The sequence below is a fragment of the Brevibacillus borstelensis genome (assembly GCF_003710865.1).
Taxonomy (GTDB): Bacteria; Bacillota; Bacilli; order Brevibacillales; family Brevibacillaceae; genus Brevibacillus; species Brevibacillus borstelensis.
On the sequence record NZ_RHHO01000069.1, the window covers coordinates 42,977 to 63,395 of the forward strand.

The 20,419-nt window shown below is 50.7% G+C and carries 21 protein-coding genes and 1 riboswitch; of the genes, 17 read left to right on the plus strand and 4 right to left on the minus strand.

The genetic code is table 11. The features are described from left to right. The first annotated feature begins 5 nt into the window (after positions 1 to 5). The 4 genes from EDM54_RS25185 to EDM54_RS25200 all read left to right on the plus strand — a co-directional run bounded on the left by EDM54_RS25185 (position 6) and on the right by EDM54_RS25200 (position 4,627). The gene (locus EDM54_RS25185) at positions 6 to 1,190 is read left to right on the plus strand and encodes a DUF418 domain-containing protein (RefSeq protein ID WP_122959040.1); all 1,185 of its coding nucleotides are present in this window, start codon (positions 6 to 8) and stop codon (positions 1,188 to 1,190) included. 209 nt (positions 1,191 to 1,399) lie between these two features. Then, complete coding sequence (locus tag EDM54_RS25190) at positions 1,400 to 2,578, plus strand: acyltransferase (RefSeq protein ID WP_122959041.1); 1,179 nt, start codon at positions 1,400 to 1,402, stop codon at positions 2,576 to 2,578. 156 nt (positions 2,579 to 2,734) lie between these two features. After that, positions 2,735 to 3,634, plus strand: a complete 900-nt coding sequence (locus EDM54_RS25195) for a DMT family transporter (protein ID WP_024983619.1) — start codon at positions 2,735 to 2,737, stop codon at positions 3,632 to 3,634. A gap of 288 nt (positions 3,635 to 3,922) precedes the next feature. Next, on the plus strand, positions 3,923 to 4,627 hold the full coding sequence (locus EDM54_RS25200) for a YczE/YyaS/YitT family protein (protein ID WP_003390465.1): 705 nt from the start codon (positions 3,923 to 3,925) through the stop codon (positions 4,625 to 4,627). A gap of 153 nt (positions 4,628 to 4,780) precedes the next feature. Here the strand turns inward: EDM54_RS25200 and EDM54_RS25205 are convergent, their stop codons facing one another. Beyond that, entirely contained in the window at positions 4,781 to 6,076 is a 1,296-nt protein-coding gene (locus EDM54_RS25205; RefSeq protein WP_003390464.1) for an aminotransferase class I/II-fold pyridoxal phosphate-dependent enzyme, read from the minus strand. A gap of 167 nt (positions 6,077 to 6,243) precedes the next feature. On the opposite strand from EDM54_RS25205, the gene def reads away from it, so the two are divergent. From def to EDM54_RS26710, 3 genes are all read left to right on the plus strand, one after another. Next, positions 6,244 to 6,768 (plus strand): peptide deformylase, encoded by a 525-nt coding sequence (gene def, locus EDM54_RS25210; protein ID WP_122959042.1) that lies wholly within the window; start codon positions 6,244 to 6,246, stop codon positions 6,766 to 6,768. Positions 6,769 to 6,820: 52 nt separating this feature from the next. Continuing rightward, entirely contained in the window at positions 6,821 to 7,846 is a 1,026-nt protein-coding gene (locus EDM54_RS25215; RefSeq protein WP_122959043.1) for a homoserine dehydrogenase, read from the plus strand. 80 nt (positions 7,847 to 7,926) lie between these two features. Then, a complete protein-coding gene (locus EDM54_RS26710) occupies positions 7,927 to 8,070 on the plus strand; it encodes a hypothetical protein (protein ID WP_170208386.1) in 144 nt (47 codons plus the stop codon). 101 nt (positions 8,071 to 8,171) lie between these two features. Here the strand turns inward: EDM54_RS26710 and EDM54_RS25220 are convergent, their stop codons facing one another. Next, on the minus strand, positions 8,172 to 8,774 hold the full coding sequence (locus tag EDM54_RS25220; RefSeq protein ID WP_174768860.1) for a TetR/AcrR family transcriptional regulator: 603 nt from the start codon (positions 8,772 to 8,774) through the stop codon (positions 8,172 to 8,174). A 214-nt stretch (positions 8,775 to 8,988) separates the two neighbouring features. On the opposite strand from EDM54_RS25220, the gene EDM54_RS25225 reads away from it, so the two are divergent. Continuing rightward, on the plus strand, positions 8,989 to 9,738 hold the full coding sequence (locus tag EDM54_RS25225; protein ID WP_003390460.1) for a glucose 1-dehydrogenase: 750 nt from the start codon (positions 8,989 to 8,991) through the stop codon (positions 9,736 to 9,738). A 164-nt stretch (positions 9,739 to 9,902) separates the two neighbouring features. Here the strand turns inward: EDM54_RS25225 and EDM54_RS25230 are convergent, their stop codons facing one another. Next, positions 9,903 to 10,655 (minus strand): CAP domain-containing protein, encoded by a 753-nt coding sequence (locus EDM54_RS25230; protein WP_122959045.1) that lies wholly within the window; start codon positions 10,653 to 10,655, stop codon positions 9,903 to 9,905. A gap of 7 nt (positions 10,656 to 10,662) precedes the next feature. Further along, positions 10,663 to 10,818: riboswitch (cyclic di-AMP (ydaO/yuaA leader) on the minus strand. A gap of 274 nt (positions 10,819 to 11,092) precedes the next feature. On the opposite strand from EDM54_RS25230, the gene EDM54_RS25235 reads away from it, so the two are divergent. From EDM54_RS25235 to EDM54_RS25255, 5 genes are all read left to right on the plus strand, one after another. Beyond that, positions 11,093 to 11,566 (plus strand): RidA family protein, encoded by a 474-nt coding sequence (locus EDM54_RS25235; RefSeq protein WP_122959046.1) that lies wholly within the window; start codon positions 11,093 to 11,095, stop codon positions 11,564 to 11,566. Positions 11,567 to 11,570: 4 nt separating this feature from the next. Continuing rightward, positions 11,571 to 12,548: a threonine ammonia-lyase gene (gene ilvA / locus EDM54_RS25240; RefSeq protein WP_003390455.1), complete on the plus strand. Its 978-nt coding sequence runs from the start codon at positions 11,571 to 11,573 to the stop codon at positions 12,546 to 12,548. A 16-nt stretch (positions 12,549 to 12,564) separates the two neighbouring features. Next, positions 12,565 to 13,752, plus strand: coding sequence for a metal-dependent hydrolase family protein (locus EDM54_RS25245; RefSeq protein ID WP_122959047.1), 1,188 nt, complete (start codon positions 12,565 to 12,567; stop codon positions 13,750 to 13,752). An 83-nt stretch (positions 13,753 to 13,835) separates the two neighbouring features. Then, entirely contained in the window at positions 13,836 to 14,489 is a 654-nt protein-coding gene (locus tag EDM54_RS25250) for a helix-turn-helix transcriptional regulator (protein ID WP_003390453.1), read from the plus strand. Positions 14,490 to 14,512: 23 nt separating this feature from the next. Continuing rightward, on the plus strand, positions 14,513 to 16,060 hold the full coding sequence (locus EDM54_RS25255) for an AbgT family transporter (protein WP_003390452.1): 1,548 nt from the start codon (positions 14,513 to 14,515) through the stop codon (positions 16,058 to 16,060). Between the two features lie 91 nt (positions 16,061 to 16,151). On the opposite strand, the gene EDM54_RS25260 is transcribed toward EDM54_RS25255, so the two are convergent. Continuing rightward, positions 16,152 to 16,517, minus strand: coding sequence for a rhodanese-like domain-containing protein (locus tag EDM54_RS25260; RefSeq protein ID WP_003390451.1), 366 nt, complete (start codon positions 16,515 to 16,517; stop codon positions 16,152 to 16,154). Between the two features lie 369 nt (positions 16,518 to 16,886). On the opposite strand from EDM54_RS25260, the gene EDM54_RS25265 reads away from it, so the two are divergent. From EDM54_RS25265 to EDM54_RS25280, 4 genes are all read left to right on the plus strand, one after another. Continuing rightward, positions 16,887 to 17,702 carry an inositol monophosphatase family protein gene (locus EDM54_RS25265; protein ID WP_039070331.1) on the plus strand — a complete coding sequence of 272 codons (816 nt, stop codon included), beginning with the start codon at positions 16,887 to 16,889 and terminating at the stop codon, positions 17,700 to 17,702. A gap of 357 nt (positions 17,703 to 18,059) precedes the next feature. After that, positions 18,060 to 18,263 (plus strand): cold-shock protein, encoded by a 204-nt coding sequence (locus EDM54_RS25270; RefSeq protein WP_003390449.1) that lies wholly within the window; start codon positions 18,060 to 18,062, stop codon positions 18,261 to 18,263. A 225-nt stretch (positions 18,264 to 18,488) separates the two neighbouring features. Further along, positions 18,489 to 19,409, plus strand: a complete 921-nt coding sequence (locus EDM54_RS25275) for an aminoglycoside phosphotransferase family protein (protein ID WP_003390448.1) — start codon at positions 18,489 to 18,491, stop codon at positions 19,407 to 19,409. Between the two features lie 207 nt (positions 19,410 to 19,616). Further along, positions 19,617 to 20,309 (plus strand): Na-translocating system protein MpsC family protein, encoded by a 693-nt coding sequence (locus EDM54_RS25280; RefSeq protein WP_122959048.1) that lies wholly within the window; start codon positions 19,617 to 19,619, stop codon positions 20,307 to 20,309. The last annotated feature ends 110 nt before the right edge of the window (positions 20,310 to 20,419 follow it).

Below are 20,419 nucleotides of genomic sequence, written 5' to 3' on the forward strand. Positions count from 1 at the left end.
GATGCATGCAAACAACACCTACCCCATTGACCGAGAGAATCAACGAACTGGACGTCATCAGGGGATTTGCGCTCTTCGGGATTTTTTTGGTGAATATGCCGGGATACATGCAGCCGGAGCTTTTTCTCAGCATGCAGCGCATTCCCGAACACGCAGGCGCCGTTGATTTGTGGCTGCGGATGATGCTGGACATGCTTGTTCAGACCAAGTTTTACACGATCTTCTCTTTTTTGTTCGGCGCAGGGTTCTACCTCTTCATGAGCCGCCTGGAGCAAAAAGGGGTGCCGGTTGGCAGCAAGTATTTCAGGCGGTTGACCGTGTTGTTTTTGTTTGGCATCGTACACTTGTTGTTCTGGTTCGGGGATATTTTGCACACGTATGCGTTGGCTGGCATCCTGCTCTATTTGTTCTACAAAAGGCGGGAGGTTGTCATCAAAAGATGGGCGATCGCGTTGCTCGCTCTTTTACAGATACCGATGGGACTGGCGCTGCTCATCCCCGATGACGGACACGCAACAGGCGCCCAAGAGGAGCATCTGGCCAGACAAGCGGTCGACGCCTATCAAAACGGGAGCTTGGGGGAGTGGCTCTCCTTTCGCTGGAACTATGAATTCCCGGTGCTCTTTCAAAATGAATGGCTGATGATTCTGACCGTATTGCCGCTCTTTTTATTTGGACTGTATGTCGCCAAAAAAGGGGTGTTTCACCAGCTCGGCCAATACGAATCGGCAATCAGACGATACTGGGTGATTTCGCTTTTGACCGGATTTCCGCTGGCAGTGCTGATTCCCTTGGTTCACTTTGGGATCGTCCCGATTCCGGGTTCGCTGGAAATGACTCGTCTTGTGCTGATTCAGTGGAGCGGATTGGCTCTGTGCGTTTTTTACCTCACATCGATTTTGCTGATGATGAGAAAAGAACAAGGCAGCGAAAGGCTTGCCTTCCTGGCACCTGTGGGGCGAATGGCGCTGACCAATTACATCGCCCAAACTGTGCTTTGCATAAGTACCGTCAAGCTTTTTCACTTATACGGTTCAACCCCGCTCTGGGTTGGCTTCATGCTGTGTCTGCTGATTTTCCCGATTCAGGTGGCGTGGAGCAAATGGTGGCTATCGCGTTATCGTTACGGACCGCTGGAATGGGTATGGCGAAGCCTGACTTACGGGTCTGTTCAGCAGTTAAAAAAGTGAGAAGACAAGGACTTTGGAGGAAATGTATGAGACCAGATACTTTGATGGCGATCATTGCCGTCTCCATTCTAACGACCGGCTATTGGGCCTTGTGCAAATGGTTGCAATCGCGCTAGCGTAAACATTCCTATTGCCTCTTGCCAAGCTGACAGGTAAGATGGTGAGTGTTGTTTTCCATGTCTATGGCGGAAAGGTATGACGTTTAAAAAATGGCCCGAAAAGAACGAATCGTCGAATTGGATTATGTCCGATCATTTGCTTTTTTGGCTGTCGTGTATCAGCATGTCATCGGCGTATACATTCGCAAGCCGGGAGTTGGGGAAGAGACGGCGTTTCTTTTTGGGATGTTGTTTCATCTGTTGAAATTTGCGGTTCCTGCATTCGTATTCGTCACGGGACTCGTGCTGTTTTACAACTATTACGACCGCTTGCAGTATCCGCGGTTTATCCAAAAGAGGTTTACGGAGATCGTGGTGCCTTACGCGGTCTGGTCGATCGTCTATATGGCGATGCATCACGACCTGACTGGATTCAATCCGGAGACGCTGTGGCTGGTGCTGAAAAAATGGATGACAGGAACCGCTTCCTATCATCTGTGGTTTGTCGTGATGATTTTCCAGTTTTATCTCTTATACCCGATCCTGCTAAAGCTGTTCAAGTGGACAAGACATGCTGTACGGGGAAGAGCGGGCAGGACGTTTGCCGTTGGAGCTGCTGCTCTTGCCTACGCCGCTCTGATGTGGTTCTCCGTCCGCTATATCCCGGCTCATTCGTTTCGGTTTGATCTGGCCTGGCTCGATGCTTACTTGATCAAATACCGGGATCGCAACTTTCTGTATTACTCTTTTTATTTTTTCATGGGCGGTCTGGCTGCACTGGCATTGCCGCAGTTTCGCGTCTTTTTGCAGAAAAGGTGGCTGTGGCTGTTCGCCGCTTTTGGTGTCACCTACGCCTACATCGGGTATGAGCTGGTCAAACATTCGGCTGGCCCGATTGTCGATTTGAATGTGGCAACCTCGCTGAAGCCTTCGATGTTTCTCTATACCGTAGCCCAGCTCCTCGTCGTCTACCTCGTAGCCGTGTGGGTGGGCAAGTCGGGTTCGCAATGGAAAAAATGGCTGACGATGCTTGGGCATTATTCATATGGCGCTTATCTCATCCACGCGCTCGTCCTGACGTATGTGATGAAATTGCTCAATCACTGGGAGTGGACGGCAAGCGGGATCGGGGGCAGTCTGATCGCGTTTGTTCTCTGTTCTGCGTTTTCCTTCGGGTTGTCTTACGGCTTGGCTAAATTGCCTTTTGGCGCTTTGCTCGTGGGAGCTGCCGAGAAGAAGAAAAACAGCTCGGCCCCATCGACACCGAAGGAGTATAAACAAGCGATATGAAGGCTTTCAATTGCAACAAACACGGCTTCCCTTGATTATCAAAGGGGAGCTTTTTTTGTGCAGGAATGTTCCGAATTTTCGTAATCAAAGCAGGAGTTAAACGGGCAAAAATGGTATATGTTATGTCAATATAGATAAAGGGGTGGAGCGTACAGGATGATCGCTTCCTATGTGCAGTTGGCATTATCGATGGCATTTGTCGGCATTAATATTTCGGTGGGAAAAGCCATCGTCGAGCACGTACCTGTTTTCTTGTTTTCGGAATTTCGCTTTATCCTTGCCGTGATTATTCTCCTTCCTTTGCTGTCCATGCGTGGAGAGTGGAAAAGCTCGTGGCGGAAAGAAGAGGGGAAGACGCTGTTCTGGCAGTCTTTCTTTGGGGTGTTTTTATTTAGCATTTGCATGCTTTACGGGGTGCAGTGGACTACAGCCACTTCGGCAGGCATCATTACGAGCACCGTACCGGCTTGCATCGCTTTGTTTTCTTTTCTGCTCCTCAAGGAAAAAATACGCTCACATCAACTGGTCTCCATTTTATTTTCGGTTGTGGGCATCGGCTTCATTACCTTTACGGGCGGAGCGGCAAGCGTGGGCTGGGGCGCCATGTTTGGAAATCTCCTCGTATTTTTGGCCGTCATCTCGGAGGCCCTCTTTACGATCTTTGCCAAAAGGCTGTCGGAGAGTGTGACCCCCTTTCAGATGACGGCGGCGATCAATGTGATCAGTCTGATTTTGTTCCTCCCATTTGCGATTCCCGATCTGATCAAGACGGATTTGACTGCTGTACCGTTCCAGATCTGGCTGCTGATGATCTACTATGCCGTCACCGCAAGCGTCCTTTCTTTCGTCCTCTGGTACAGAGGCGTAGCGAAGGTGGCTGCTTCTACAGCCGGCTTGTTCACCGGCTTTATGCCGGTCAGCGCTGCGCTCGTGTCCGTTCTCTTTTTGGGTGAACAGTTCACGTGGGCTCACGGAATGGGCATGCTGTTTGTACTCGGGGCAGTTGTGGCTGGCACCAGAAGCGTCGAGGATCAGAAAGTGAGGGTGGAAAGGTAGCGCCAGCGGCCTGGAGATGGAGTTGTGAAGGTCGAGTCGAGGCGCAGAGAAGGCAACCAGCCAGGCTCACCAGAGCTTTCGAAAGATTCCAAACAAACTCGTCCAGAACCCACTGCAAATAATTTTTTACGGAAAGTCTGCGATTTCGCATCGCAGGCTTTTTTGGGGGCGATGTTTCACCGGCCTTGACAAAATAAGGCTCCACAAATATAATTATCTAGGTAATTAATTTGTAAAATACGTTATAAATAGAGAACATTTTTGCTAACAGGAGAGGAGCATATACTGTTGAAAAGAGAGAAAACAGCAAAGGGGAAACTTCCGTTGTTTGCGGCCAAGCTGGTTCTGTTTTTACTCGGTTTGGTCGTTTTGTCGATGGGCGCCGTCAGTATGATGAAAGCGGCATTAGGCGCATCTTCTTGGGATGTCCTGCATATCGGCCTGTCGGGTTTGACCGGCTTGTCAGTCGGTTTATGGGTACAGATCGTTGGTATTCTGATGGTCGGAATCGCATGTATTCTGGATCGGCGTTTGCCGCAGATCGGGAGCGTCGCCAACATTTTGTTGATCGGCTTTTTTGTCAACATCTTCCTTGCGAGCAGCATCATTCCGGTTGTGACAGCGCAGTGGGCGCGGTTTGTCGAATTGGTTGTCGGGATTGTTCTGATGGGTATCGGGTCGGGGATGTATGTCGCGTCCCGCTTGGGAGCCGGTCCGCGGGATGGAATCACGCTGTCGCTCGTCCGTATCACCGGCCGATCTGTCCGCCTGGTCCGTACCTGCTTGGAAGGGACGGCGCTCTTTTTGGGCTGGATCGCGGGTGGACCGATATCGTTCGGCACATTCTTGTCAGTATTTCTGGTCGGCCCTGTGATGCAGGCATCTCTTCGCTTTTGGACAGTCCAAGTCCGACGTTGGGAGCGCAGGCTGTTGCCTGCTGTCGACATGGATCAGCTTGAGCAGCCCGCGCAAATGGCTGAAAGAGTATCGTAACAGGAGAGTCGACGTGATTTGGCAAGAACTCTCGATTTATTTCGCAGTTGGAGGATGGCAGAAGAGCTTGATTTCTGTTCGAACCTGCATATCTGGAGCGACACGAAAAAAAGCGTCTTGGATGAGCATCCAAAACGCTTTTTTCTGTTTCCATTACCCTTGCAAATCGAGAACTCCTTGGTAAATCAGGGAGAACAGTTCGTCGATGTCTTCTTCTTCAATACAAGAGAAGGCAATGCGCAAGTCGGTCTTGCCCAAAGCGATCGTACCGACACCATATTTCTCAAGCAAATGGGTACGCAATGTTTCCGCATCTACATTCTTGAGCTTGAGACACATAAAGTATCCCGAGTTGAAAGGATAGTACGTCCACACGTCATCAAATTTGCCGCTGTCAAGCAACTGCTTGACCCGGTTGGCGCGACGTTTCATGATCTCGAACTTTTCTTGCTTTTCTTGGTTGAAAGTCGGTGAATTCAATGCGTGCAGGATAAAGGTTTGGGACGGGTGCGGTCCGCTGGAAATCGTCGCGCGGATCATTCCGAGCGTTTTCTGCTCCAGGGCAGCCAGCAGGGCATCGCTTTTTCCGCCGTAGGTGATAAAGCCTACACGGAAACCCCAGACGTATTCTTCCTTGGTCGCGCCGTCCACCTTGATCGGCAGAATTCGCGGATGCAGGTCGCAGAGCGCGCCGAACAGAGACTCCTGCAAGGAATCTTCAAAGAACAGACTGAAGTAGGCGTCATCGGTTACTGCGACGATGTTGATTCCCGCCTCGGCACCAGCCTTCAGCGCTTTGAGAATTTCTTCGGCTTCCTTTTGCCCAGGCGTATATCCGGTCGGGTTGTTCGGGAAGTTGAGGACGACGATCGCTTTGCCCTTCTCTTTTTGTGCCAGGATCGCATCCTTGAGACCTTCCGCGTTGAAAGTCATTTCATCGTTATAAAGCGGATAATAGACCATTTCCGCCCCGCGGCGAATGGAGAATGTCAATTCGTAGTTCTCCCAGTTTTTGTCGGGGATAATGACGCTGTCTCCCGGTCCTGCGTACAAGTCCGCCACGACACTCAGACCGTGCGTCAATGCATTCGTCACGATCGGATTGCTGAAGGTTTTATTTTCCAGAGAAGGATGCTCCTCCAGCATTTTTTTCCTCCAGGCGGCGCGCAGCTCCGGCTTGCCGGCAGGGGGAGCGTACTCGTAAAGGTCTTTTGGTGCATAAGCGGACAACGTGTCCTGGATCGATTTCAAATGCATCGGCTGGCCGTTTTCCAATGCAATCCCGATCGTGGCGTTGTACTTTTTGGCCTTTGATTTCGCTTCGGCAGATTGACTGAGGATGCCTTCCTTCGGGAAGTAAATCAGTCGGCCCAATTCAGAGAGCATGTCGAAAAAGTGCGGATTTTCACGTTGAATTGTCTCGTTGAGCTGAGATGCAAGTGGATGCATGGTTTCCTCCCTCTTCGTTTCCATCAACTTCATGTTTACCATTTAAGATAGCGTATATAAGCGTATTTGTCGATGAAAAAACAGGCGTTCAGCAAAGCGTTTGACGAAAGGGGACCGCTTTGTTACGTTGGATACAAATTGACTCGTTGTCGGGGAGGAGAAGCGAGATGGCTGAACGGATGATCGTGCAGCTGGGGGATCCGATTCTAAGGGAACGATCCAGGCCGGTGAGCCCGATTACGCAAAATGTGTGCAACATTCTGGATGACATGGCGGACACCATCTACGCGACCGAGGGAAGAGCAGGTCTTTCTGCGATTCAGATCGGGATACCCAAGCAGCTGGTCGTCATGGATTGCGGAACCGGCCTGATCGAACTGATCAATCCGGTAATCGTGGACAGCCGGGGTGAGCAAAAAGGAACCGAAGCCTGCCTGTCCATTCCCGGTGTCGTTGGCATAGTCAAGCGGGCCCAATATGTAAAAGTAAAGACGCTAACGCGTGTGGGAGAAGAGGTCGTACTGGAGGCAGAAGGATTTTTGGCCCGGTGCGTGCAGCATGAAATCGACCATTTGCATGGCATCCTCTATATCGACTATGTAAATGAGCTGTACGATGACCGGAAAGGCAAAAAGCTGAAGCCGGCAGACGCCAATCCCATCCTCGCTCATCGGCGTCGTTTGCCGCGTTGATTCGGCCGCAGACAGCGAATCTAGTACGGTACACAGCAAGGAGGAACTCGCAATGAAACGATACGACGTGGTCATCTCCGGATTTGGCTCGGTAGGCAGACAAGTCGCAAGATTGCTTCACGAGCGCAAGGAAAGATACCGGATGGTCTACGATGCCGATGTCAGGCTTGTCGGCGTCATGCGTTCGACCGCTGGCTGCTACGCGGATGAAGGACTGGCACTCGAACAAGTCCAGGCGTTTTCCGCAGAGAAAAGTATGGGAGATAAAAAGAAAACGGGAGCCGACTTCCTGGCAGCATGTCCATTTGACATCCTGATCGAAGCGGGTCCTTCTGATATTGTCACTGGCGGCATGGCCCTCTCCTACATGAGAACCGCCCTGTCCCGCGGCAAGCATGTCATCGCGATCTCCAAAGGGGCGCTGATAGCAGATTACCAGGGGCTCCATGAGGCGGCCAGACGACATGGGGCCATGCTCAAAGTAAGCGGAGCAACGGCTGCAGCTTTGCCGACGGTTGATTTGCTCCAGTTCAATTTGGCCGGTTGTGAAGTGGCGCTGATCGAAGGAATATTTACCGGAACAGCCAATTTTGTGCTGAGTGCAATGATGGAAGAAGGCATCTCCATGGAGGAGGCGATTATCCGCGCCCAGCAGATGGGGATTGCCGAGCCTGATCCGCGCTTTGATCTCGAAGGCTGGGACACGGCCTGCAAGCTGACAATTATGGCCAATGCAGCTTTTCATGCAGGCATTCGCCTGTCGGATGTAGCACGGAAGGGCATCCAAGGCATCACACCGGAGCTAGTGCAGAAGTGGAAAGCAGACGGTCTTGTCCCCAAGCTGGTAGGCAGTCTGCGCAAAGTCGACGACACTCTCCAGGCCGCTGTGGACGTGCAGCTATTGTCCGAGACTCACCTGTTCGCCCAAGTCCGCGGGACGACCAAAGCGATTCGTCTGGAAACGGACACAATGGGGGAGCTGTTGGTGGTGGGAGGAAAATCCGACCCGGTGGCAGCCGCAGCTGCAGCCCTGAAAGACCTGGAGCACATCCTTCAGGCAAACCGGGCAAAAGGCTGAACGAATCCCTGAAGAACGAATAGCTTCACATCCCGGGTGCGTATACTAGGCACAGGTCGCACTCAGTGAGGAGGCTTCCCATGGACCAACAACAAAACAATGACAAAGATGTCAGTGTAGAGTTGCAGCAGGTGGGGGCATACCCGACCAAACAGACAATGCATGAAAAAGAGGTACCTTTGCTAGAGGAGCAGAAGTGTGACTGCTGTTCCACAGAGAGCTAAGAGCGTCGAAGCGAAGAGAACGCTTTGACGAGAACCTCTTGAATGTGAAAAGCCGGAGTGGTACCGTTCCGGCTTTTTGCTATTTCCCGCCCCGAAAGGGCTCACGCAAACGGAGACAGCTCATACGGCCCCTTGATCGCAAGCCTCATCAATTGCAGCGCCATGAAGCGGGGAGAATAGCTCATGCCGCCCTCCAGCCACCACATGATGACTCCTAAAAAGGCAGAGGCGGTATAGCGGACAATAATCTCTCGCTGTGCCGTGAGCTTGGTGTCATCGGGCTGGAATTCGTCCAGGCCTTGGGAGATGTAATCGGTGATGACTTCGATCAGGCGATCAGCGAGTGGTGCCTGGTGATGGGACAGCATTACCTTGTAAAAGGTCGCATGGCGTGCAATCTGTTCAAACAGGCAGACGAACACGGGGTGCGGTTGATCTACGTGCAAGTCTGCTTTTTTCGCATGTTTGGTCGTTTCGCGCAGACTGTCCACCAGCTCCGAGAGGACTTCTTCTGTGCTTTGCCACATCAAATCCTGTTTGTCTCGATAGTGGAGGTAAAAGGTGGCCCTATTCAAAGTGGCACGCTCGGTAATGTCCTGTACGGTGATGGCCTCATACCCTTTTTCCTGTATGAGCGAGGTAAACGCGTCCTGAAGGAGCTGGCGTGTCCTCCTGACCCGCGGATCAATCTTCTTCGGTTTCATCGACATTCTTCCCATCCTTGTTGAACTTTTTCTATGTGATCCACACAACGTTGATCTTCTGTTGATTTATCGTCACTTCGGCGTTTTGTGTTGTTTGCCCATATAAGAAGGGCATTGATATAATTATTTACGACACAGTGTCGATAAAACAACTAGTTGTTTAAAATTTTTTTGAATTTCTTTTTCAGAAATGAAAAAGCGGGAGGATACGACTATGGGTCGTCTAACAGGAAAAGTCGCCATCATTACAGGTGCGGCAAGCGGTATGGGGGCACAAACAGCTCGTCTGTTTGCCCAGGAAGGCGCGAAAGTAATCGCGACGGACATGTCCGAAGACAAGCTGCAAGAAGTGGTGAATGAAATCAAGGCGGACGGCGGGGAAGCCATCGGGGTCAAACACAACGTCGTTTCCGAGGACGAATGGAAAAACGTCATCGCACAAGGTCTGGAGGCATTTGGCAACATTCACGTCCTGGTAAACAATGCGGGTATCAGTACAGATGCTACGATTGAGCAATTTACGATGGAAAACTGGAACAAGGTGATGGATGTAAACCTGACCGGCTGCGTGCTGGGAATGACGCTGGTTTACCCTGAGATGAAAAAGGCTGGAAGCGGTTCCATCATCAACATTTCGTCTATCGCAGGACTAGTTGCTCTGAACTTTACGAATGGTTACACCGCTTCCAAAGGGGCGTTGAGAGCTCTTACGAAAGCAGCAGCTGTCGAATGCGCGAAGGATTCCGTCCGCGTGAACTCCATTCACCCGGGCATTATCGAAACACCAATGACGCAAATGATCACGGCTCCAGAGGTTCGGGGCATTTTTCAGGCGCAAACGCCGCTGCCTCGTCTCGGCAAACCCGAGGATATCGCTTATGGTGCACTTTATCTCGCTTCGGACGAGTCTTCGTTTGTGAGCGGCCTTGAAATGGTCATCGACGGCGGCTGGTGCGCTCGTTAATGAGCCTCTGATCCGGGTGTCGCCATTTTCTCCTTTGATCACAAAAGCCTAGATCGATACCATGCCCACCAGCTTCAGGTGGGCTTTTTTTGCAAGCAGGGAAAAAACCGAAAAAACCGAGTCACTCTGTTGAGCAACTCGGTTCTTCTCTGCAGCCATCAAGGTTATCCGGTAAATTCTTGTACCCAGTAACCATTTTGGTAGCCTACGCCGATTTTCGTGAAATTCGGGTTCATGATGTTTTTGCGGTGACCGTCACTGTTCATCCATTGCTGCATCACTTCTTCAGCGCTGCGCTGACCCATGGCGATGTTTTCGCCGGCAGTCATGTACGATACGCCAAAGCGCTTCATCATGTCAAATGGAGAACCGTAGGTAGGGCTGTTGTGATCAAAGTAGTTGTTTTGATCCATGTCAGCCGCTTTTGCCAATGCTACCTTTTCCAATGCAGCATCGTAAGCAAGCGGAGCCAGACCAGCTTTTGCACGCTCTTGGTTTACCAGATTTGCCACTTCGCGAGCAAACTGGGAGGAAGCGTTGACAGTGTTGCTTGCCGGAGCTTTAGCCGGTTGTTGAACTGGCTTTTGTACCGGCTTTTGCACCGGCTGCTGAACCGGTTTTTGCACCGGCTGCTGAACCGGCTTTTGCACCGGCTGCTGAACCGGTTTTTGTACCGGCTGTTGCATCGGAAGCTCTACCCATTGCATAGAGTTGGATGGAAATGCCCAGTTCCATTGGTTCCATTGGTTCGATGGTTGGGATTGTTGCGAAGGTTGGGAATTCATGAAATATGGGAGCCATTGCCCTTGATTAACAACATTTTTTACCGGGCATGTGGCAGCAAATGCTGAAGTGGACATCGAAGTAACAGCCAATCCCAAAGCAATAGCGATGATAGACTTGCCGAATGGTTTCATGTTCTCATCGTCTCCTTTTCTTCGCCTACGAGGTTAGTTGTCGGGTTCGGGCTGAGGATACAACCCTTCACAAGCGTGATTCACCCCAATGCAGAGTGGCTAACTCTACAAAAAGAAGTCCCCCGCACTTCCACTTCTTTGGAAGTTTCGGCTTGTTTGTTTGGCTTAACTAGGATAACAAATAGACTTGAGAGAATGGAACCTGTAAATAATGGCAGACCTTGTTGACGCTTGTTCAGAAAAGGAAATACCGCCGTGTATTTGTGGCATGATTTCCATGACAGGCGGCTGGAGGATTCAGCGGACGGGTGCATGTTGTTGATTTTTTCTAAAAAATTTGTCGATATCAAAAAAATTGTATCATTTTATTCCGGGATCGTGATAGAATGAGAATATCGAGTGTTGATTAGAATTTTCAGAAAAGCGTGGTGGTACTTTTGTCATTTGTGGAAAAGAGACTTGAAGAGCTGGGGGTAAGTCTGCCCCCGAACCAACCGCCTTTGGCAACCTACGTATCCTGCGTGCGTTCGGGCTGCCTGGTTTTTACCTCAGGAGCCGGCTGCTTTGTCGATGGGAAACCGCTCTATACGGGCAGGCTGGGCAGGGAGCTTACTGTAGAACAAGGATATGAGGCGGCACAGATTACTGTCCTCAACCTGCTCAGCATGATCAAAGCGGAGATTGGCAATCTTGATAAGATTGAGCGGATTGTGAAAGTACTCGGACTGGTGAGCAGCGCAGACGATTTTTACGACCAGCCCCAGGTTATGAACGGGGCTTCCGATCTGCTGGTGAACGTTTTTGGCGACAGGGGGAAGCATGCCCGCTCTGCCTTGGGCACATCCGTTCTGCCCATGAATCTGCCTGTGGAGATTGAAATGGTCGTAGAAATCAGGGAAGAGGAGAGATAAACGCATGTTCGTTACATTGGAGCAAATCAGGCAAGCCAGGGCCAATCTCGCGGGTGTCATCTTGCCGACACCTATGCAGTATTCGCGCACTTTCAGCGAATGGTCAGGCAATACCATCTACGTAAAATGCGAGAATCTGCAAAAGACAGGGGCGTTCAAAATCCGCGGCGCGTACAACAAGATCGTGAGCCTGACAGACGAGGAAAAAAGACGGGGTGTCGTGGCCTTTTCTGCAGGCAATCACGGCGCAGGCACTGCCTACGCTGCCCAGATCCAAGGGATTGCAGCTACAGTGGTCATGCCGACCAATCCTGTACCGAGCAAGCAAAATGCGATCCTTCATTACGGCGCCAAAGTAGTAGATGGAGGGAGCACCTCCATTACCATGTATGAAAAAGCGCTGGAGCTCCACCAAAGCGAAGGTCTTGTACTGATCCATCCGTTTGAAGACATGCATATTATCGCAGGGCAAGGCACGATCGGCCTGGAGATTTTGGAAGAGCTTCCCGACGTTGACGTGGTCATCGTTCCGGTCAGCGGGGGAGGGTTGATATCGGGCGTGGCGGCTGCTTTGAAGGAGACAAAGCCGGCCGTGCGCGTGATCGGCGTGAATAGCGAGGGGGCCATGGCGATGTATGAATCGCTTCGGCACGGCTGCCCGTTTGAAGTGGAAAAGGTGGATACGATCGCGGATGGATTGATGGCCAAAAAGCCGGGAGAGATCACGTATGCACACACGACAAGATACGTCGACGAGATGGTATTGGTCTCCGAGGAAGAGATTGCAAGGACGGTGGTGAGCCTTGCGGAACGGGCCAAGATGGTAGTAGAGCCGTCCGGTGCGGCCGCTTTGGCAGCAATGATTCACCATCGGACTGCACTCAAGGGAAAAAAGGTAGTCGTGCTGGCTTCAGGCGGCAATGTAAACATGAAGCTGCTCGCTGAGCTGGTCGAAAAGTACACGCAACAAATCCCAGTATAAACAGGGTGGTGCTGACGTGAGGCGAAAAATATACAATGTAAGAATAATCGACGTTGTACATTTGCGGCAGATTGAAAGAGGAACGGTTGTCTTTGACGAATCCGGAATATTGCATGTCTCTGAGGCAGGCAATGCGGAAGTGGCAGACTGGGAGTTCGACGGAACGGGAATGACGCTTTTGCCCGGCTTGATCGACTGCCATGTGCATTTGGGCATGGACGCTTCACCTGATCCCTTCAGGCAAATCAGACTGGATTCCGCAGCGGACACGGCGTTTCGGGCTCATCAGCAAGGAAAACAGTTTCTCGAGGCTGGCATCACGACAGTACGGAATGTGGGTACACGATACAATGTAGATATTTCCTATCGAAATGCGGTTGAGCGAGGCTTTGTCGAGGGGCCGCGCGTCTACGCATCCGGCCAGCCCATCGTCATGACTGGCGGGCACTGCCATCCAATGGCGATTGAGGCTGATGGGGTTGACGAGGTGAGAAAGGCCGCCCGAAGCCAACTGAAAGCGGGAGCAGATCTCTTGAAGCTGATGGCCACGGGCGGTGTCCTAACAAAAGGAACAGAGCCGGGCTCCACGCAGCTTTCAGAGGCAGAGCTGCGCTGCGCTTGCGAGGAAGCTTCTCATGCCGGAAAAACAACTGCAGCTCATGCGATTGGTTTGGAAGGAATCAAAAACGCCATTCGTGCAGGCGTTACGACGGTCGAACACGGAACGGTACTCGATGACGAGGCCGTCCAATTGATGATCGAAAACGGAACGTTTCTGGTTCCGACCCTGATTGCTGCGACGCTGATCCTGCGCCAGCCGTCTGAGAGCGGAGTGCCTGAGGAGTTTGTCCGCAAGGCAGAGCCGTTTGTCCAGATCCATCGGGAAAGCTTCCGCAAAGCGCTTCGGCACGGAGTGAAGATTGCTGCAGGCACAGACGCCGGTACCCCTTTTAACATCCCAGGGTATTTGGCGGATGAATTGCAGCTCATGCACGAGGAAGGAATGCCAGCGATTGAGACGATTCGGGCCGCGACGCTGCAGGCAGCTGCATGCATGAAGCTGGAGGACAGAACGGGTTCCATTGAGGCAGGAAAATGGGCAGACCTGCTGCTTGTGGAGGGAAATCCGGTGGAAAACCTGCTTTCTCTCAAGCGAGTAAGGCAGGTGTATAAAGGGGGTAAGCTTTGCGTACACCACCGGTAAACAAGCAGGCCTCGTTGACGATTTGCCCAGGAGACGCAGCCGCATTCTCCCACATAAACACGCTAGGAAATGAGGTTTCACACATGAGTTCATTGCATCCCATTTTGGCCAGTTATATTCCTGTAGTTGAGGGCCTGGCTCGAACGATTGGCGACCACTGTGAAGTCGCCCTGCACGACATGACCAACCCCGAGGCTTCGATCATTGCCATTCACAACAGCCATGTAAGCGGCAGAAGCCCGGGAAGCCCGGTGACCAATCTCGGTCTGAAGCTGCTCCGTCAGGGCGAGCAAGGGCATGACTTCATTCTCAACTACAAGCACGAAGGGATTAAAGACAAAATCATCAAATCCAGCACGATTTTTATCAGGGACGAGCATCAAGCCATTATCGGTTGTATCTGTATCAATCTGGACGTGACCAGCCTTGTGATGGCCGAGTCTATTCTCAAAGGAATGGCTTCTTTTCAGCAGGAGCCAAGTGAAGAAAAAACGGAAGAACGCTTTGCTCCCACTATCTCCGAGTTGATGGACCAAATCATTGAGGAATGCATCCGCAAAATCGGCAAACCCGTCCCCTTTATGCAGAAGGAGGAGAAAATTGCCTTTATCGGTCTGCTCGATGAAATGGGGCTGTTTTTGATCAAAGGCGCTGTGCAGCACGTAGCCGACCTGCTGGATGTTTCCAAGTACACGATCTACAACTACGTGGAGAAAACGGGTAAGCAGCCTTCGTAAATTGAAAGGGAAGGGCGGGGAATATGATGGCGGCACCTGTTACGCAACAGACGAATGCAAGTAAAAAAGGATTCTTTTTGAAATTCCTTGACCGTGTGGAAGTGCTTGGCAATAAATTGCCGGATGTAGTCACACTGTTTCTCGTCATAATCGCCGCCATTTTGATCCTTTCCGCTATCGCTGCCGCACTCGGATGGTCGACGGTGAATCCCACCAATCATGAGCGGATCGCCGCAGTCAACCTGCTTAGCAAAGAGGGGATCGTCCGCATTCTGACCGAGATGGTCAACAACTTCACCTCATTCCCGCCGCTCGGCTTGGTTCTGTCGGTCATGCTTGGCGTCGGATTGGCAGAATCAACCGGCTTGATCGGCGCAGCGATGAGAAGGACTGTACTGGCCTCCCCGCGTTCGTTGATTTTGCCGATTATCGTCCTTGTCAGCATGTTGGGACACGCCGCCGGAGACGCGGCCTTCATCGTTATGCCACCGATCGCTGCGATGATTTTCACCATGCTCGGCCGGCATCCGATCGCAGGGCTTGCTGCCGCATACGCTGCTGTAGCCGGCGGCTTCAGTGCCAATCTGGTTGTTTCCGTATTGGATGTGACGTTGGCAAGCTTTACGCAGACAGGGGCTCAAATGATCGATGCGAGCTATATGTCCAGCCCTGCGATGAACTTCTATTTTATGGTGGCTTCCACTTTGATGCTCGTTCCTTTGACCGTATGGATCACTGTCAGGATTGTGGAGCCAAGGCTGGGAAGCTATACACCACAAGCTCAACAAAATGCTGTGGAAGCACAGGTGACACCGGAGGAAAAACGAGGATTGCGCTGGGCCGGTATTGCTTTGTTCGTCTGCGTGGTCATCCTGTCAGCCGTCACCATACCGAGCGGTTCGCTGCTTCGCGACCCTGATACCGACTCGCTGATTGTCTCTCCATTTATGAAGTCGCTCGTTCCCATTTTGCTCTTTTTGTTCGGGATTCCCGCTGTCGCCTACGGTATTGGAGCCGGTGTGATTCGCTCGGACAGAGATGTGGCCGAACATTTGGGAAAGACGATGTCCGGAATGGGCTATTACATCGTTCTGGCATTTGTCGCCTCGCAAATGATCGCGTATTTCAACTGGAGCAATCTCGGTCCGATTATTGCGATCGAGGGAGCTGCTTTTCTGCAAAACATCGGCTTGACAGGCCTTCCGCTGCTGATCCTGTTTATTCTGTTCGTCGCTCTTATCAATCTCCTCATTGCAAGCGCGACAGCGAAATGGGCAATTCTCGCGCCGGTCTTTGTCCCCATGTTTCTGCTGCTGGGGTACAGTCCCGCTTTCACCCAGGCTGCCTACCGCATCGGTGATTCGATCACCAATCCGATCACACCTATGCTGCCGTATTTTGCGATCTTGCTTACTTTTGCCAACAAATATCAGAAAAATCTGCAAATGGGAACCTTGATCTCAATCCTTCTGCCGTATTCGTTATTCTTCGGGATTTTTTGGCTGCTCCTGTTTGCGCTATGGTACCTGTTAGGCATGCCGCTTGGTCCGGGCCACTTTATCAAGGGATAAGAGTTTGGGAGGAAAGGTCCTCTCTGAGCAAGATGCCTCCGAACCAAACAGATTGGCAGCCGCCGTCAAGAAAAACAACCAGCGAGACAGTCTAGTCCGCTGGTTGCTTTGGTTCGTTTCCGCCATTCTCGTGATATTGTTTCCAGGCAGTCAGCCCGCCTTCGAGCGAGGTGGCATCGTAGCCTTTTTCGCGCAAGAGCTCAGCCGCTTTTCGCGCCTTGTTTCCGCTCGTACAGATCGTGATGATCTGTCTATCCGTTGGCAGTTCTTTCATTCTTTCCTGAATGTCTTCGTCCGGTTCGACCATCTTCAGATACGGGAGGTTCTCCGTCGGCACGCCGTAATCGTTCAAGCTTTCTGCACGATATTTGTCTTCATCACGCACATCGAGCAAGTATAGCCTCTCTTTGTTTGCAAGGCGGACAAGCAAGTCGCGGACCAGGATTTTTTGTTCCATGCATCAATCTCCTGTTCTTTGTTTGAAGTCTTTTGGCAAATCCTTCAGGCCATTCCATTTTACCATGCGGACGGCTTTATTTGTGACTTAACCCATAATGGGGGTGCATGAACATATCGTGTCTATTAGGTTGGAAGCAAAAATTCGTTTGTTTACAGTGGAAAGGGTTTAGATAGAACATGACTATATAGCTCACTGGCACAGAAGCGGAATGATCCAAAAGAAATCATGAATGTTTCGGGAATGATCTGCCGTAGGTATGAAAGGGAAACGGAAAAACAGGGGAATCCTGAAGTTGCTGCTGACGTGCCTCCATCCTACAATCGCCAAAGGCATTGAAGACTGTTTTCCAGACAGGAGGAAACAAGCGTGAGCTATGTAGAGCTTGCCAAGCAAGTGGCGAAAGAAGCGGGTACGATGATCAAAAACAGGCGCGAATCCCGATTTACGATAGAAGAAAAAGGCAATGCCTTCGATGTGGTCACAGAGCTTGACAAAGCATCAGAAAGCCTCATTCGCAAACGGATTTTGGAAGCGTACCCTGACCATGCATTTTTAGGGGAAGAAGAGTCCTTTGCAAACCACCATACTTTTGTAAAATCGCTAGCAAAGGCAGACGAGACTCCTTTTCTTTGGATCGTCGACCCGATTGACGGAACCAGCAACTATGTGCAAAGAATTCCGGGCTTCACCGTTTCCATCGCCCTGGCCAGCAAAGGAGAAGTGATTGTCGGCGTCGTTTACGACCCGAGCCAGGATGAATTGTTCTGGGCGGAAAAAGGAAAGGGAGCGTTTGTCAACGGGAAAGAGCTGAAGGTCGCCGGCACCGAGGATGTAGCCAGAAGCGTGATTGCGACGGGCTTTCCCTCAACACCGCTGATGCGTGAAGCGGTGTTGAAGGGGATAGGAGAGCTGGGACCGCGCTGCCAAACAATGAGGGTGCTGGGGTCCGCCGCTCTCCATCTCGCTTATGTCGCAGCGGGGCGCTTGACCGCTTTCTGGGAATATGGATTGAATGCTTGGGATGTGGCGGCAGGAACACTGCTGATCACGGAGGCAGGGGGACAGGTAACCGACATGGCAGGAAATTCCTACAAGGTCAGCACGCCTCATGTTGTAGGAAGCAATGGCCAGATTCACCGAGAGCTGTTGACGCATTTGCATCCGATAAGGTTGGATGTGTAGCAGAACAGATTGATCAAAGAGATGAGACCAGAGTTTGTTTCAAAGGAGAGCCGGAATCCTTGCGATTTGCTTTTTCATTCCAATTCAGTTACTATGAAGAGACTTGAATGAGCCTCTTTTGAATTTCTGATTCACACTGGCGCGGTCTACGGAGCCGCAAGGATGGAAGAGAGGTAGGGCTTTCGTCGTTTTGGATGTTTGAACAATAGACGAAACCTTTTTGGACCAAATATAGTAATGAAGGCTGTAATTCACCTTTTGGATAATTATTTCTTCATTGCTTTGTGTGCGTGTGATTTTCATGTACATGAAGGAGCTTGGATTGGCATATACTACTGTTGGAGGTTGGTTACAACAATGCAAACGATTGGAACAGTAAAATGGTTTAATGCAGAAAAAGGTTTCGGGTTTATTCAAGTAGAAGGCGGGGAAGACGTTTTCGTACATTACAGTGCGATCCAGGGAGAGGGCTTCAAATCCCTGGATGAAGGCCAGCGTGTCCAGTTCACTATTACCCAAGGGAATCGCGGACCTCAAGCTGAAAATGTAGTGAAAATATAAAAGCCCCACCCAAAAAAGCAACTGTCTTTGAGGCAGTTGCTTTTTTGCGTCTTTTTTCGTTCTTTGGTTCCTCTGCATCCAGGGCAAGAACTGTAGCTGTTTAGTCGGATGTGATGACGATGGTGAGAGGAATCTGAAAATAATTCCGAAAAAACGGAACAATTGGATACACGTTATGGTAAAATTCTCTTCCACAATGTTTGAAGAGGGGGTACTGGCACTGAGATGAACGATATTCTGCAAGCCTTTCGGGAGAACATTCCCGCACTCGCTCATGCGAGTGACATCCGCCGAATTGCCGAAGGGTTTTCACCTGATCAAAAATACGTGGTCAGCTATGACGACGGAACCAAATTGCTGTTGAGAACGGCCGACTTGAAGCAGTACGAGCGAAAATACGCGGAATACGGGATCATGGAAGCGATCCAAATGTACGGAGCGAAAAGCCCCCAGCCTATAGACATCGGCAGGCTTGAGCAATCAGAGTTGTGCTACTACTTGCTCAGCTATATCGACGGAGAAGATGCAAGAGGTGCCATTCCCGATTGCCCACCGGAGAAGCAATACCGGATCGGCTGGGACGCCGGGCAGGACCTTGCCAAATTGCATCAGCATCCCGCCCCCCATTCGATTTCCTCTTGGTATGAACGAGCGACGAGAAAGCACCATAACTATGTGAAGGCGTATAAGACCTGTGGAGTGAAAATGGAAAACGACGCCCGGATAATCCGCTTTATTGATGAACACCAGAAGCTCCTGAAAGCCCGGCCCAACAAGTTTCAACACGACGATTTTCATGTTGGCAACATGATTGTCCATGAAAAGCGGTATGCCGGAGTAATTGACTTCAACCGTTTCGATTGGGGCGATCCGATTCACGACTTCTATAAATTGGCACTCTTTAGCAAGGAATGCAGCATTCCCTTTTCGGTCGGACAAATAGAGGGGTATTTTTATGAAAGGGGAATACCGGCTGACTTTTGGACACTGTATGCAGTCTATGCCGCCATGTCAATCTTTTCCGCGATAGTCTGGACGGTCCGCGTAACCCCCGAAAAAGTAGACGAAATGGTCGAACGACTGCATAGCCTGTGCGAGGATCATCGCTATTTCGAGACCTGCAAGCCTGATTGGTTTAAGGAATAATCTCGTCTTGGCTGGATTTGGTTTGGGGTTCGGCATTGAAAAAATGTTTAGGTCCATGTTTCAACTCTCCCAAAAAGAGGTAAAGCTTACTATAGGATAAAAAGGACGTATAAGTTTCACGGTTTATGCCGAAAATTTACCTTGTCTATGTTATAGTAAAATGGGGGAAAGGAAAGAACGCCTTTTCCTTACAAGAGGATTGATCATGTGGAGACTAACGTACAAAGAGACCTGAGCAGTTATATCGGACGGGTTCTACGCGATCACTTTGGAAAAGGCCCCGAATCTGTCTTTGTCACCTTGGGACATACCTTTATTACCTGCTATTTGCGGAATTTCCTCTCGCCAATGGAGCGCGTCCTGCTCGAACAGGACCAGATCGTCACCATTCTGCAGACGAGAGATTTGCTTATGAAAAATTTGCTTCCGGAGATCACGGCGTACTTGAAAATAGCCACGGGCGTGGAGATTCGGGAAGTTTATTACGATTGGGGCTTACATAACAGGTCGGGTATCATTGTCGCGCTTACTTCGGAGCCGCTGCCGCACGCAGGCGAAATTGCGGAAGCGTTTACGGGTAAGGAGCAGTTGCATGAGGAAATCGAAAAGATAAGCATTCAAGTGGAAAAAATCCCGGAAGAGATGTTCTCATACAAACTGAATACGAGGACCATCCTCGTAGTCCGCAACGGTATTTTGGTGGCCATTGAAAAAGAGTTCATCCGGCTCGGCTTTTCGGAATCGCTGCGGATCGCCAAAAGGCAATTGGAAAAAGGTATGCTTCACAATGATCTCCATTTTGAGTCGATACTTGGGACCAAGGTTGTCGATTTATTTGTAGACTGGGATTTCGGAAGAGATAAAAGTGTCATCGTATTTATCGTCAATCCAACCTCATAATTCGGTGGAAATGAACTAGACATGACAAATGAGCTAGACATGAGCCGGAATGGCAGCTGCCCAGGCTGACTGTTCCGGCTCTTTTTTTAATTGAAGCGTGCCCAGCAAGC